11 protein-coding genes and 2 pseudogenes are annotated in these 14,810 nt (G+C 69.5%); 10 read left to right on the plus strand and 3 right to left on the minus strand.

Features of this window, described 5'->3' with window-relative positions:
• Window positions 1–259 precede the first annotated feature (259 nt).
• The 10 genes and pseudogenes from CGL27_RS07885 to CGL27_RS07930 all read left to right on the plus strand — a co-directional run.
• Window positions 260–1,636 (plus strand): MFS transporter, encoded by a 1,377-nt coding sequence (locus CGL27_RS07885; RefSeq protein ID WP_119985539.1) that lies wholly within the window; start codon window positions 260–262, stop codon window positions 1,634–1,636.
• Window positions 1,637–1,664: 28 nt separating this feature from the next.
• Window positions 1,665–2,471, plus strand: coding sequence for a 5-oxoprolinase subunit PxpA (locus CGL27_RS07890; RefSeq protein WP_078645129.1), 807 nt, complete (start codon window positions 1,665–1,667; stop codon window positions 2,469–2,471).
• Between the two features lie 19 nt (window positions 2,472–2,490).
• Window positions 2,491–3,234: a carboxyltransferase domain-containing protein gene (locus CGL27_RS07895; protein ID WP_078645127.1), complete on the plus strand. Its 744-nt coding sequence runs from the start codon at window positions 2,491–2,493 to the stop codon at window positions 3,232–3,234.
• Complete coding sequence (locus tag CGL27_RS07900) at window positions 3,231–4,253, plus strand: biotin-dependent carboxyltransferase family protein (RefSeq protein WP_119985541.1); 1,023 nt, start codon at window positions 3,231–3,233, stop codon at window positions 4,251–4,253. The genes CGL27_RS07895 and CGL27_RS07900 overlap by 4 nt, the downstream gene beginning before the upstream one ends.
• A gap of 35 nt (window positions 4,254–4,288) precedes the next feature.
• Complete coding sequence (locus tag CGL27_RS07905) at window positions 4,289–5,086, plus strand: SDR family oxidoreductase (RefSeq protein WP_119985543.1); 798 nt, start codon at window positions 4,289–4,291, stop codon at window positions 5,084–5,086.
• A gap of 23 nt (window positions 5,087–5,109) precedes the next feature.
• On the plus strand, window positions 5,110–6,279 hold the full coding sequence (locus CGL27_RS07910) for an aminotransferase class I/II-fold pyridoxal phosphate-dependent enzyme (protein WP_119994288.1): 1,170 nt from the start codon (window positions 5,110–5,112) through the stop codon (window positions 6,277–6,279).
• Window positions 6,280–6,311: 32 nt separating this feature from the next.
• The gene (locus CGL27_RS07915) at window positions 6,312–6,887 is read left to right on the plus strand and encodes a TetR/AcrR family transcriptional regulator (protein WP_078645122.1); all 576 of its coding nucleotides are present in this window, start codon (window positions 6,312–6,314) and stop codon (window positions 6,885–6,887) included.
• Between the two features lie 71 nt (window positions 6,888–6,958).
• Entirely contained in the window at window positions 6,959–8,305 is a 1,347-nt protein-coding gene (gene gdhA, locus CGL27_RS07920; RefSeq protein ID WP_078645120.1) for an NADP-specific glutamate dehydrogenase, read from the plus strand.
• A 109-nt stretch (window positions 8,306–8,414) separates the two neighbouring features.
• Window positions 8,415–9,410 carry an aldo/keto reductase gene (locus CGL27_RS07925; RefSeq protein ID WP_119985545.1) on the plus strand — a complete coding sequence of 332 codons (996 nt, stop codon included), beginning with the start codon at window positions 8,415–8,417 and terminating at the stop codon, window positions 9,408–9,410.
• A gap of 269 nt (window positions 9,411–9,679) precedes the next feature.
• Window positions 9,680–10,525 (plus strand): annotated as a pseudogene (locus CGL27_RS07930) (ThuA domain-containing protein); the annotation flags it as partial.
• 276 nt (window positions 10,526–10,801) lie between these two features.
• On the opposite strand, the gene CGL27_RS07935 reads toward CGL27_RS07930, so the two are convergent.
• The 3 genes and pseudogenes from CGL27_RS07935 to CGL27_RS07945 all read right to left on the minus strand — a co-directional run.
• Complete coding sequence (locus CGL27_RS07935; RefSeq protein ID WP_119985549.1) at window positions 10,802–11,719, minus strand: hypothetical protein; 918 nt, start codon at window positions 11,717–11,719, stop codon at window positions 10,802–10,804.
• Complete coding sequence (locus CGL27_RS07940) at window positions 11,716–13,980, minus strand: hypothetical protein (protein WP_240450390.1); 2,265 nt, start codon at window positions 13,978–13,980, stop codon at window positions 11,716–11,718. Before CGL27_RS07940 ends, CGL27_RS07935 begins: the two co-directional genes overlap by 4 nt.
• Window positions 13,977–14,498: pseudogene (locus CGL27_RS07945) on the minus strand (hypothetical protein); the annotation flags it as partial. The pseudogene CGL27_RS07945 and the gene CGL27_RS07940, both read right to left, overlap by 4 nt.
• Window positions 14,499–14,810: the final 312 nt, after the last annotated feature.

The raw sequence follows: 14,810 nt of genomic DNA on the forward strand, positions 1-14,810 counted from the left end.
CCAGAATGCGAATCTATTCTCATTCGCGATTCACGTCGCAACTTGGCTCTGGCGCCGCTCCGCGACTTTTCCATCCTGCCTCACCTCTGGCCTCACTCAGGCGAGCGAGCACGGCCCGAGCGCCGTCATCGCCTTCCCATAGACCCCGAAACGTCCAGGTGCGCCCCGGCCCAGGAGCGACCGCTGACAGCGACCTCGTTCAGCGCACGATCCTTCAGGACACCGTTCCAGGAGTCCGCGACATCGAAAGAAAACGCGTATGACTACCTCAGATCGGCTCGACACCACTTCAGATCGTCACGACGCCGCGTCGGACACGCCCGACGCGGCAGCGGTCGACATCGTCTCCGCTGACGGCAAGGTCGTCCGCAAGGCCACCTTCGCGGGCGCGATCGGGTCCTTCGTCGAGTGGTACGACTACGGCGTGTACGGCCTGCTGGTCACCTACCTCGCGATCAACATCATGGGCGAGGCCGAGGCCGGGGGACTCTTCCTCACCAACATCGGTTTCCTGATCAGCTTCGTCGCCCGCCCGTTCGGCAGCGTCATCTGCGGATATCTCGGGGACCGGCTCGGGCGGAAGAGCCTTCTTGCCACTCTGCTGGTGCTCATCTCCGCCGCGACCGCGGCCATCGGCCTTATACCTTCGTCCGGTGTCATCGGTGTCGCCGCGCCCGTGCTGCTGGTCCTGCTCCGTGTGCTCCAGGGCTTCTCGGCGGGTGGCGAGGTGGCCGGTGCCATGTCCTTCGTCGGCGAGTACGCACCCGATACCCGCCGCAACTACATGATGAGCTTCATCGCGGTCGGCTCGTTCGTGGCCCTGATGTTCGGCAGCGTCCTCTCCGCCCTTCTCATCACGACGCTCGGCGATGACGCGATGACCTCCTGGGCCTGGCGGGTGCCCTTCCTCCTGGCCGTCCCGCTCGGCTACGTCGGCTTCTACATCCGCCGCCGGCTGGAGGAGACCCCGCACTTCGAGGCGCTGCGGGAGCAGAACACCGTCGCGCGCAACCCGCTGCGGGAGGCATTGACCTCCCCGCGCCATCTGAAGGCGATCGCCCTCACGATCTTCCTCCCCGCGCTCAACGGCCCCGGCTACTACCTGCTGTTCGTCTATATGCCGACCTACTTGAGGTCCTCGCTCGGCGAGCACAACTTCTCGATGCTGCGGTCGCTCACCGTCACGGCGTTCAGCCTGGTGGCCATCTCCCTCTGTATCCCGCTCATGGCCCGCTTGTCCGACCGGATCGGCCGCAAGCCCGTCCTCACCGGTTCCGCCGTGGCCATGGCCGCCGTCTCGTATCCGATGTTCCGGCTCATCACCACGGGCGAGTTCGGGCTCGCCTGCATCGGCACCATCGTGCTGGCGATCGCCTTCTCCGGCCACGCCGCGGTCGTCCACACCGCGCTCGCCGAGATGTTCCCGACCACGGTGCGCTACTCCGCCTACAGCATCGGGTTCAGCATCTCGACGATCATCTTCGGCGGCAGCGCCCCGCTGGTGATGACCGAGCTGATCGAGTCGACCGGCTCCGCGCTCGTCCCCGCCTTCGCCTCCATCATCACCGCCGTGATCACCCTGATCTCCATCGCCTTCCTGCGCGAGACCAAGGGCCGGCCCCTCACCGCCCGCTGAACCACCCACCCCGGCACAAGGAGACACCATGGGAATCAACTCCGTAGCCGTCGTCGCCGACCTCGGCGAGAGCTTCGGCAACTACACCATCGGCGACGACGGAGCCCTGCTCTCCCTCGTCACCTCGTCGAACATCGCCTGCGGCTTCCACGCCGGTGACCCGCGCATCATGGACCGCACCGTCGCCGACTGCGTCGCGCGCGGCATCGAACTGGGCGCCCACCCCGGCTACCCCGACCTCGTCGGCTTCGGCCGTCGTCTCATCGAGGCGTCCGAAGAGGAGATCCGCACCGATGTCCTCTACCAGCTCGGCGCGCTCGACGCCTTCGCGCGGGTGCACGGCGGCACCATCAGCCATGTCGCCCCGCACGGGCGGATGGGCTCGATCGCGCAGACCGACGCCAAGCACGCGCGGGCCATCACCGACGCGATCGCCGCGTACAACACCGACTACATCGTCATCTGCCAACGGGGTCTGCTCGCCGAGGAGTCGCGCAAGCGCGGGCTGGAGGTCGGCTATGTGTTCCTCGCCGACCGCGGCTACGGCGACGACGGCATGCCCGTCCCCCGCTCGCACGAAGGCGGCCTCATTTACGACCCCGAGCTGATCGGGCAGCGCTCGGCGCAGGTGGTGCGCGAGGGCACCGTGCGCTCGGTCAACGGCAATGTGGTCCCGCTCGGCCACGACGCCGATGTGCTGCTGCTGCACGGCGACCACCCGTCCGTCCTCGCGAACGGCACCGCGCTGCGCGGCGCGCTCGGCGCCGCGGGCATCCGCGTCGCCGGGCTGCGCGAGGTCCTGGCGGAAAAGGCGGAGGTCGCGCTCGCCGGCTGACGGCCGAGCGCACCAGGCGATGACCACAGCACAGTACGGCGCCCTCACCGTCGAGCCCTTCGGGGACTCGGCGGTGATGGTGACCATCCCCCACCCCGACCAGGCCATCCGAAGGGCCGGGATCGTCGCCTTCCGCGACCGGTTCCTGGCCCACCGCCCGCACGGCGTGCTCGACGTCGTCTCCGGTCTGGAGTCCCTGCTCATCGAGTTCGACCCGCTGCGGACCGCGCTCGAGCATGTGGAGTACGCGGCCCGTCTGGTGGCGCGGTGGGCGCCTTCGCCGTCGGAGGGTACGGGTACGGCCCGCCCTCGGGCGGTGCGCGCGTTCACCGTCCCCGTCGTCTTCGACGAGGAGAACGGCCCGGATCTGAGGTCCGTCGCCGAGGAGCTGGGTCTGGCCCCCGCCGAGGTCGTCGAGGCGATCGCGGAGTCCACCTTCACGATCTCCCTCCTCGGCGCGGCGATGGCCCCGATGATGGACGGGCTCAAGGTGCCCCGACCGGTGCGCCGGCGGGCCGAGCCCCGGACGGACGTCGCCCCAGGAGCGATCATGATCGCCGGGACCAACGCGATCATCCAGCCGTTCCCCGGTCCGACCGGATGGCGTGTCGTCGGGCGCACCCCGTACACCATCGTCGACATCTCCCGCCCCGACCCCGTCTCGTTCGGCACCGGTGACATCGTGCGCTTCGTCCCCGTCCCCCGGGACGAGGTCCCGGCGCGGGATGCCGGTTTCCTGCTGCCGGTGGAGGAGGCCGTATGACGACCGTGGCGCTGGACATCACGAGCACCGGATGGGTCACCACGTTCCAGGATCTCGGCCGCCGCGATACGGAACGGCGCGGTGTCCCCACCGGTGGCGCGGCCGACCAGCACTCGGCGGCCGTGGCGAATCTCCTGGTGGGCAACGCCAGGGGCGCGACACTGATCGAGAACTTCGGCGGCGAACTGGCCCTGGTCCCCGACGCCGACGTCCTGCTGGCCGTGACCGGCGCGCCCGCCCGGGTCACCGTCGGCGGCGCGCCCGTCGACACCTGGTCGCCGCTGGTGGTAGCGGCAGGCCACGAGCTGCGGGTCCGCGGGGACATGAGCCGGGGCATCCGCACCTATCTGGCCGTGAACGGCACGCTCGCCGCGAAGACCCTGCTGGGGAGCGCGGCCCCGGACGCCAGGATGGGATTCGGGCAGGTCATCGCCCCGGGCGAACGGGTGCTGCTGGAGACGGAGTTCCGGGGGTTCGGCCATCGGCTGTTCGCCTCGCCGTTGTTCCGGCTGCCCGTCCCCGTTCCGCGCTTCGACGACGGGCCCTGGGTCGTCGACGTCGTCGCGAGCCACGGAGTCCGCACGATCCCCGGCATCCGTGAGCTGATCGCGGAGTCGGCGTACGTCGTCACCACGCGCTCCAACCATGTGGGGCTCCGGCTCGACGGACCAGTGCTGCACCCGGACTCCGACACCGAGATCGTGTCGCATGGAGTGCCCATCGGGGCGCTCCAGATCCCGCATGCCGACGAGCTGATCGTGCTCGGCCGCTACCGGAGCCTGACGGCGGGCTATCCGATCGTCGGTGTCGCCTCGCGGATCTCGCTGCCCCTGCTCGGACAGGCCGGTCCGGGACGGGAGTTGCGGTTCCGCTGGACCGACCGCGAGGTCTCGCTGCGCCGGTTCGCGCGGCGCGAGGCGGAGGTGTGCGCGCTGGGGCAGGCGGCGGCCGAGGCGTTCGGTGCCCTCGGTTTCAGGGAACCCTTGTCCCGCAATAAACGAGAATATATTCTCACTTGAAATCGACGTCTCATTTGTGTGATGGAGGAGGAACGGTGACGACGTTGTCCGGCAGGACCGCGCTCATCACAGGAGCGGGCAGTGGGATGGGCCTGGAGACCGCGCGGCTGCTCGCCCAGGACGGCGCCACCGTCGTGCTGCTCGGGCGCAGACAGGAGGCGCTCGACGCCGTCGCGGCCACCATCCGAGACGAGGGCGGCACGGCCCTCGCCCTCCCGGCCGATGTCACCAGTGCCGACGATGTGACACGGGTCCTCGACCGGGTCCACGCCGAACTCGGCCCCGTCGACGTCCTCGTCAACAACGCGGGCAGCTCCTCGACGGTGCTCAACCCGCAGTGGCTCCCCCACGACGAGTGGCGCCAGGTCATCGAGGTGAACCTCACGGCCGTTTTCCAGCTGGCCCAGGCCGTGCTGCCCGACATGCTCGGCCGTGGCGGCGGGACGATCGTCACCGTCTCCTCGCTCGCCGCCGTCAACCCCAACCTGCTCGGCGGCGCCGCCTACGGCGCGGCCAAGGCCGGGGTCCGCAACTTCATGACCTTCCTGCACAACACCTTCCGCAACCAGGGGCTGCGGGCGATCACCGTGCTCCCTGGTGAAGCGGACACCCCCATCCTCGACAACCGCGCCCGGCCCCCGAAGCCGGAGGAACGCGCCAACATGGTGCAGCCCGAGGACGTGGCCGAGGCCATCCGCCTCGCCATCACCCTTCCCCAGCGCGTCGTCCTCCAGGAGATCGTCGTCGCCCCCACGCGACAGCGCGACACCTCCGCCGACCTAGAGATCAGCCGTTGGGCGGGCGCACCCGCCGACGCCGCACCGCAGTCCTGAACACCTGCCACCAGGAGGAGCGCATGCCGCCCACCATCACCACGCAGCCGCCCCGGTTCGCCACCGCCGAGGCCGTCGCCCGCATCGCGGCCGCCTCCCGCCGGACGCAGCAGCCGCAGTCCCGGGGCGACCTCGTCTCCCTCGCCATGGGCGAACCCGACTTCGACACACCCCACTTGGTGACCGAGGCGGCCCACGCCTCGCTGCGCGCCGGACGCACCCACTACTCACCGCTGCTCGGCGAACCGGCACTGCGCGAGGCGCTCGCCGAGAAGCTCACCGGCCTGGCCGGGACAGCGGTCAGCGCCGCGGACATCCTGATCACCCAGGGCGGCACCGCCGGACTCGCCGCCTCGATCCTCGGCAGCGTCAACCCCGGCGACAAGGTGGTCATCCCCGATCCCACCTACTCCCTCTACGCCGACCTGGTCAGCATGGCCGGAGGCACCGTCGTGCCCGTCCCGCTCGCGCCGGACCTGCACTGGGACCTCGACCGGCTCGCCGACGCCCTCACCGGCGCCCGGCTCTTCGTCTTCTGCAATCCCAGCAACCCGACCGGCATCGTGCACAGCCGCGAGGAACTCGAAGCGCTCGCCGAGCTGCTCGACGCCACCTCGACCATCGTCATCTCCGACGAGGCGTACTCCGACCTCGACTACACCGGCCGCCCGTTCACCTCGGCGATCTCGCTCGACGGCCTGCGCGACCGCACCGTGTACTGCCAGACCTTCTCCAAGAGCTACGCGATGACCGGCTGGCGCGTCGGCTACCTGTGGGGCCCATCGGCGCTCATCCAGGCGTCGGCACGCATCCACAACACCTTCAACGGTTCGGTGAACACCTTCGTCCAGGACGCCGCGCTCGCCGCGGTGCGAAGCTGCGACGAGGACGTGGCCCGCATGCGCGAGGCGTACGAGCAGCGGCGCGACATCATGCGTACGGAACTCGCCGCGATCCCGGGCCTCACGCTCAGCTCGCCCGAGGGCGCGTTCTACCAATTCCCGCGCTACGACCTGGACTTGCCCTCGGTGGAGGTCGTCGCGGCCCTCCGCGCCCACGGCGTCGCCGTCCGGCCCGGAAGCGAGTTCGGCGCCCAGGGCGAGGGACACCTCCGGCTGTCGTACGCTGCCAGCGCGCAGGCCATCACCGAGGGCGTACGCCGACTGGCCGAGGGCCTGTCGGCCCTGCGGTGAACGCCGTCCCCCACCCGACGAGGAGTCGACCCATGCGCAGTGACACCGAGCGCAACCGCAGGCATCTCATCAAGGCCGCCGCACTGCTGTTCGAGAACTCGCCGACGCCGGTCAGCCTGGCCGAGATCGCCAAGCACGCCGAGGTGTCCACCGCGACGGCCTACCGGCACTTCTCCTCCGTCGAGGAGATCCTGCACGCGTTCCGGGCCCAAGTGGGCTCCGAGCTAAGGGACTTCAGCGGCCGGCAGACCACGCGAGGCATGGTGAGGCTCGAAGCGGTGTCGCGGTACTGGGTCTCCCTCGTGCTGGAACACGGCGGTGCGATGGCACAGATGCGGTCGCACCGCGGCTATCTCGAACGGCTGCGTGAGGGCACCGGCTATCTCACCCCGCAGGCGGAGGCGCTCACCGAACCGCTGCGGCAGACCACCGAGGAACTCGGTCTAGGGGATCTCGGTGACGAGGCCCTGTATTTGTGGAACGCGCTGTTCGATCCGCGGGACATCCTCGACCTCATCAAGAGTGGACGTACCGAGGACGAGGCGGCCACCCGCCTCGTGGCCGCCCTGCGCGGCGGGCTGATCGGCTGGTCCGCCCCAGGCCCCTAATCTGGGCGCGGCAACCGCACGACCCACGGATCCACACCCGGCTCGCCCACACGTGAACAGAGAGACACCACATGGACGTCAGTGCCCAGATCGAAGCCGTCTACGACACCCTCCGCCGCCGGAACCCCGGGGAAGCGGAGTTCCATCAGGCGGCCCACGAAGTCCTGCACGCCATAGGTCCCGTGCTGGGGGCGCACCCGGAGTACGCGGACGCCCGGATCGTGGAGCGGCTGTGCGAACCGGAGCGACAGCTGATGTTCCGGGTCCCATGGGTGGACGACCAGGGCACAGTGCAGGTCAACCGCGGTTTCCGGGTGGAGTTCAACAGCGCCCTGGGACCGTACAAGGGCGGCCTGCGGTTCCACCCGAGCGTCAACCTCGGCATCGTGAAGTTCCTCGGCTTCGAGCAGATCTTCAAGAACGCGCTGACCGGATTGTCGATCGGCGGCGGCAAGGGCGGGTCGGACTTCGACCCCAAGGGCCGCTCAGAGGCCGAGGTGATGCGGTTCTGCCAGTCCTTCATGACCGAGCTGTACCGCCATCTGGGCGAGCACACCGATGTGCCCGCCGGGGACATCGGGGTGGGCGGCCGTGAGATCGGCTACCTCTTCGGCCAGTACAAGCGGATCACCAATCGCTTCGAGGCCGGCGTGCTGACCGGAAAGCCCGTCGGCTGGGGCGGTTCACACGCCCGTACCGAGGCCACCGGCTACGGCACGGTCTTCTTCACCCAGGAGATGCTCGCCACCCGGGGTCAGGGCTTCGACGGGCGTCGGGTCGTGGTCTCCGGGTCGGGGAACGTCGCCGTCTACGCCATCGAGAAGGTCCACGCCCTGGGCGGCCTCGTGGTGGCCTGCTCCGACTCCTCCGGCTACCTGGTCGACGAGGACGGCATCGACCTGGCCCTGCTCAAGGAGGTCAAGGAGGTGCGCCGCGCCCGGCTCTCCGCCTACGCCGAGGCGAAGCCGAGCGCGCGGTTCTCCAGCCGGGGGTCGGTGTTCGACGTGCCGTGCGAGATCGCCCTGCCATGCGCGACCCAGAACGAGCTGCACCAGCAGGACGCCACCGCGCTGGTGAAGAACGGTGTGCTCGCCGTGGCCGAGGGCGCCAACATGCCGTGCACACCCGAGGCGGTCGAGGTGTTCCGCGGCGCGGGGGTCCTCTTCGGCCCGGGCAAGGCGGCCAACGCGGGCGGGGTCGCCACCTCCGCGCTGGAGATGCAGCAGAACGCCTCCCGCGACCGCTGGACCTTCGAGCGCACCGAGGACCAGCTCGCCGGCATCATGCGGCAGGTCCACGCCCAGTGCCGCGCCTCCGCCGAGATCTACGGAGGTGACGCCGAGGACTACGTGCTCGGCGCCAACACCGCGGGCTTCCGCCACGTCGCGGACGCGATGCTGGCGCAGGGAGTCATCTGACCCACGGCGCACACGGCGGCGCACCCGAAAGCGCATCCGAAGACGCACACGAAGGCAACCTCGCCAGGGCTTGCCTTCGTGTGCGCTCCAACTCCTACTGTCCCCGGACATGGAGACCACGGCGCACAACAGAACACTGGGCCGCAGCGGCATCGAGGTGAGCGCTCTCGGCTTCGGCTGCTGGGCCATCGGCGGTGAGTGGCAGTCCGCCGACGGGCAGCCCCTGGGCTGGGGCAAGGTCGACGACGAGGAGTCCGTACGGGCGATTCAGCGCGCACTCGACCTCGGCGTCACCTTCTTCGACACCGCCGACGCGTACGGCACCGGCCACAGCGAACGCCTGCTCGGCCGCGCCCTCGGCAAGCACCGCACCGACGTCGTCATCGCGACGAAATGGGGCAACCTCTTCGACGAGCGGACCCGCACCCGCGACGGGCAGGACGACTCCCCGGAACACCTGCGCCGCGCCCTGACCGCCTCACTGCGGCGCCTGGACACGGACCACGTCGACCTGTACCAACTCCACATCTCCGACGCCGACCCCGAACGCGCCGCCCAACTACGCGACGTCTGCGAGGAGTTGGTGCGCGAGGGCCTGATCCGCGGGTACGCGTGGAGCACCGATGACCCCGCCCGGGCCGCCGTCTTCGCCCAGGGCACGCACTGCGCGGCCGTCCAGCACCGCCTGAACATCCTCCAGGACGCGCCCGAACTCCTCGCCCTCTGCGCGGAGTCGGACCTCGCCAGCGTCAACCGCAGCCCCCTCGCCATGGGACTGCTCACCGGCAAACACACCGCCGGGCGCGCCCTGGACAACGCGGACATCCGCAACGCGCCCCCCGCCTGGCTGCCGGGCTTCCTCGCGAACACGGGCGCGGACCCGGCCTGGCTCCAGCGCGTCGACGCCCTGCGGTCCATTCTCACCAGCGACGGCCGCACCCTCGCCCAGGGCGCCCTCGCCTGGATCTGGGCTCGTAGCCCGCGGACGATCCCCATCCCAGGCTTCCGTACGGTCGCCCAAGCCGAGGAAAACGCGGGCGCCATCGCGAAGGGGCCGCTCACCGCCGGGCAGATGGCCGACGTCGACCGGATCCTGGGACGCTGAGCGGCATCCCGGCCGGGCGGCGACAGAAGGTCCACGGAGCGACATAGGGCGCGTTCGACTTCTTCAGGCGAACCTCGCCGTGGTGCTCTTCTTGCTTCATCTCTTGACGTGTCTGGTTCAGACCTTTAATTTCACCCATCGCCCGTCTGCGAAAAGCCGTGCCTCTGCGATGGTGGACAAGCCCGCTCCGCAGCTGTGTCGGCGTTGGCCGTCGGTGTCCAGATCCCCCACCCGTGACAGCGGCAACATCCGCACAGCGAGGAGCGCACATGCAGGAGAGCAGAGACATCGGATCGCCCAGGACGGCGTCCGTGGCCATACGGCTGCTGGTGCTGTTGGCCACGCTGCTGGGCCTGGCGGTCGCCCCCGTCCATGCGACGGCGCGCGGCGCGGCCGCGCCGTTCAAGGTCCTGGCCCTGTACAACGGAACGTGGGACACCGCCCACATCAACTTCGTCCACGAAGCGAACGAGTGGTTCCCGCAGCAGGCGGCGCAGAACGGCTTCACCTACACGGCGAGCAACAACTGGAACCTGCTCGCCGACGGCGGGGTCGACGACTACAAGGTGGTGCTGTTCCTCGACGACCTGCCGCAGACCTCCGCCCAGCGTGCCGGTTTCGAGCGCTACATGCGCGCGGGGGGCGCCTGGATGGGGTTCCACGTGGCGGCCTTCACCACCGAGGCGCAGAGCTGGCCCTGGTATCACAACGAGTTCCTCGGCAGCGGCAACTTCAAGTCCAATACCTGGGGTCCGACCACGGCCACCCTGAAGGTCGAGGACCGGACACACCCGTCCACCAAGGCCCTGCCCGCCACCTTCACCTCGTCGGTCAGCGAGTGGTACAGCTGGTCGAACGACCTGCGGCAGAACCCGGACATCAAGATCCTGGCCTCCGTCGACCCGAGCAGCTTCCCGCTCGGCACCGACCCCAACCAGACCTGGTACAGCGGTTATTACCCGATCCTGTGGACGAACAGCAAGTACAAGATGCTGTACGCGAACTTCGGCCACAACGCGATGGACTACGACACCAACACCCCCCTGTCGTCCACCTTCGCGAGCGAGACACAGAACCGCTTCCTCCTCGACGGCCTGAAGTGGCTCGGTGGCGCGAGCGGCTCCCAGTCACCGACCGCCTCCACCCCTGAATCCGCCCGGACGCCCATGACGCAGAAGTAGCCCCCGCACCATCGAGAACCCGTGGGGACACCCCGGGAGCCCGACTCCCGCCCACCCCCGCCCAGGCCGCCCCGGAAATCCGGGGCGGCCACCTTCGCTTCATCGCGCGAAGCCGTGCGCCGGGCACCGGTGGCGTCGGTCGCCTGCGTGAAGGCATCCCTCACGTTGAGGGGACCTTTCCGGATGCCCGGGCACCGGGCGGACGGTCGTTCATACGGCGAAGGGCTGATCAGCGCTGCCGTTCACCCGGGCCCTCCGAGGACCTGGAACGCGCCGTCCCAGGCTGACGAGCCGGTCGCGCAGCAGTTCGGAGAGCTCCTCCTGTTCCTGCTGGGTCAGCTTGCCAAGCAGGCCGGCCATCTCCTCCTGCCAGTCGGTCTCCTCCCGGACCAGGCCCGGGTTCCGCACCGACCAGTCGAGCACCTGGCTGACCTGGTCCGGGTGTCTGACCAGCCACAGGGCTGCCAGGGAGACGGGCCCGTTGCGCAGGGCCTGGGTGCAGAAGTCGTACTCCTCGCGGCGATGCGCCGTCCAGGAGTACGGAAGACTCGTGTCCCCGGGCTGCCCCAGTCGCAGTTCACCATCCGCGTCGCGGGCCTGGACATCCGTGACGCGGTAGGTAAGTCCCACGCTCTCCAGGCGCTGGGGCGGGGCCAGGCGGTGCATCATTTCGGGGGCTCCGAAGCTGCGGCCCCCGGTAGTCTGGGCCTCTTCCAACTGGTGGAGGCACTGGTCGAGGTTCTTGCGTACGACGTCCCATCCATAGGTCGTCCGGGAGCGCACCGCCTGCGCCGGATCGTGCACCCACCACAACACGCGCATATCCACCGACTCGGTGCCGTAGACAGTCGGCAGCGCCACGCTCCGGGTTCCGGGCTGTTCGCCGAGCCGGACACGGAAGGCCTCTTCGTAGCCGCCCAGCAGCCTGAGTGACGGCATCGCGCTGTCGGCGGCCATGGCAGGCTCCGTGCCGCGGGGGCGCCTGGTGCCCAGCACGTGGTGGGCCCCCTCCCGATCCCTCAGGACTAGGGCCCGGTCGCGCCGCCCGGACAGGCGCTGACGAAGGATCTCACGCCAGGGCGCGTGCGGGGCGGGGGTGTAGACGGGGCCGTTGTCCTCGGTTGTCACGATGTCCTCCCAGATGGGTGCGGGTCACTGTGCGAGGGTCGCGCCGCCGGCTCGCCCTCGCGCCAGGCGTTCAGCGCCCGGCGCGCGATGTCCCGTCCGGCCAGATCGGTGTCGTCGTGACGGTCCATCACGACGAACAGCCGGAACACTCCGTGCCCCATGTCCTGTGCCAAGGCGGTGAGCAGGATTTCCACGGCCTCCTTCTGCTGTTCGCCCCAGGAGGCCATGCGGCACCACCCGATCAGGTGTCTGGCTGTGGTGTCGAAGGTGTCATCGTCATCCAGGGTCCGGTGGACCAGGTCGACGATCTGGTGCGCGAACTCTCCCTCGCCCAGCAACTGTTCCTGGAACCAGGAGGGATCCTGCAACAGGCGGGGAAAGTTGCGGAGAGCCAACTCGGCACCGGTCCCCTCCCGGCCGGCCCATTCGACCAGGTACCTGAAGACCAGCACCTGGCTGCCCGAGTTGAAGAGACCGACCAGCGCCGAGTCCACCGCCCTTCGCACGGCGCGCTCCCCCTCGTCGTCCAGACCGTGGTGGAGACCGGCCAGCAGCCGCCTGGCGAGATCCGGCCGGGAGAGCCCGAAGTCGGTGCCACAGGTGTATGCCACAGTGGACCGGAGCTGGCGGCTCTGTGCCCAGCTCCAGTCACGAAGGCGGTGCTTGACCTCCGTGGCCAGTACGGGGTCCTCGGCCGCCACACCCATCGCGTGGGCGGCGATGATCCTGCTGCTGCGGCGTTCGGACTCGGCGAGGGCGCGGATGTGGCGCAGCGCTCTGCGTCCACCGCCCCAGCCTGCGGCCATGCCCATGACCCGGCCCACCGGCTGCGTGAGCTCCGTCTCGTTCCTGACCGTGTCCATCCACGAGGTCAGCACCCCGGACAGCCGACCGTACTCGCGCCATACGTAGCGGAGTACGGTCTCGGCCTGCCGCTGCCGGGTGAACCGCACCGGCTCCACCGCGAAGGTGTATCCGGAGGCCGCACGGATCTCCTTGGGCGCGCACTGCGCGCGAACGGAGCGCAGCAGGTCTTCGAGGGATCGCCGGAAGACGAAGTGGGGGTTGGGACGCGGCCGTTCCCGCTTGCCCTGATCGCCCGTGCCGTCGTCGGGCGGTGGCAGTACGTGGTCTAAGCGGCCGTCCGCCACTTCGAGGAGCCGTTCGGCCTCCTCCCTGATGATGCGGTGGTCCAGCCCTTCGAAGACACAAGTCGCCAGCAGGAAGGCGAGCCCGTCGGAATCATCGTGCAGTTTCTTGATCAGGTCCGGTACCTCGCCCTCGGCGAGGAAGCTCAGACGGTTCCGGAGGCCTATGGCGTCCGTCCCGTCCTCACCCGAGTCGACCACCGCTGCGACGAGTTCCGCGACTTCGGCGGGAACCAGTTCCGGAGTCAACAGGTCATCCAGCAGTCCTGGTTCCAACCCTGCGAGCAGCCGGTTCCGGCGCACCGGGTCCGGTACGGCGGCTCGCAAACGGGCGTCGAACACCTCCCGGGGCGGCGCTGGCCGGCAGACCACGAGCGTCACGTGGAGGTCGCGCTCAAGGCTTCGTACGAGTTCGGGATCGTCCGGCAGCACGATCACCATGCGGGCGTCGGCCTCGTTCAGCAGGCCCCGCAGATTGCCCACCATGCCCGGTTTCAGTGCGTGCTTGGGCAGAAGTCCATCTACGAGGTAACCGCGGGCGTCGGCATGGGTGGGCCGCCAGGTGGCGAGGTCCATGTCGCTGTCGACCGCGCGCAGCGCCATGCTGCGGCTGTGACGGTGCAGCAGGTTGAGAGCGGTCGTGCGGCGACCGGAGCCGGGAGCTCCGGTCAGGAAGAGAACACCGCTGTCGAGCTCCCTCAGCGCTTCCGGGAACCACTCCGGCTCCGCGAAACCGAAGCCCGCAGCCCCGATCTCGTTCTCGGAAATGGGACCTTCCCGCGCCTCCACCCGGCGGGTGCCCGCACCGGTCGTATGGCTGTGGTTGCCCACATTCTGACCACCGTGCAGAGAGCCCGTGTTGATGTTGCCGTTCGGGGCGTAGATGAAGGGCCCTCGGCCATCGCGCCCGGCGCCACCGAGCAGGTCGTCGATTCCGGGGGTGGAGCTCTCGTCACCGACACCGTCCTCGTCGTCGAATCCGTCCGGCTCTCCCTGCTCGGACCGCGCGCCTGTGGCCTCCGGTCCCTCCTGCGGGGCGTAGTCTTCCCCCTCCCCGGCAGCCGGGGCAGGGGAGCCGACGGTGAGTTCGGGACGCCGGTCCCGCTCGCTCATCGGTGCCCCGAGTTCTTGTCGCCGCGGACGGTGTCGCCCTGGTTGCCGTGGACGGTACCCGCCTTGTTGCCGCCGACGTGATCGCCACCGACGTGTGCGTTGCTGACGCTCTGGCCACCATGCACGGTGCCGGTGTTCACGTTCCCGTTGTCGGCCCTGTTCGTGACGGTTCGGGGGACCGCCGCGTGGCCGGGGTCGCGCGGGCTGTCGTCGTACGCCCGCCGGGTCTCCTGGTCCTCGATCACCTGGTCCCCCAAGATGCGGCGGTCGTACAGAGTGCCCGAGGGAGCGGGTACGTACAGCCAGGCGCGCTGGGCGAACGACTTGCCTTCCACCGTGGCAGGAACCTCGGTGAAGTGATCGAGGTGGCGGCCCGTATAGCCACTCGCGACCGCGTCCTGATAGCAGCGGTCCGAGAGAATGGCTGCGACCTGGGTGACGTTCTCGCTGGAGGCAGCCAGCATCGCCTTGACGGGGCGGGAGTCGAGCAGCCGGTGCGTGTCGTTTCGCGGCGTGCCCCAACGTCTCGCCCGGTGTCTCGGATGCCCCCACGGAGCGGGATGCGAAATCGCTCATGCAACGACTTTGTCCTGCGTGGGGCTGTGCTACACAGTCAGTCCGTCCGTGCACCTCCCCGACTGGTACCTTCACAGGTCGCAGTTCGAGCCCGTTCCCGGCCGCCCGGCGCCTACCGGCTGACCGAGCCCGAGCGCGAGGCGCGCGTCCCGCCCGGCCCGTGTGCCAGTTCGTGCGTGCCGCCTAGGTGGAGACAGTCCCTCAGGCTGTGGAGCCGTTCTCCGGGTGCGCCGATGTCCACGGAGCGCCGTCGC

Origin of the sequence: Streptomyces sp. 11-1-2 (assembly GCF_003595545.1) — a bacterium.
In the GTDB taxonomy this organism is placed as follows: Bacteria; Actinomycetota; Actinomycetes; order Streptomycetales; family Streptomycetaceae; genus Streptomyces; species Streptomyces hygroscopicus_B.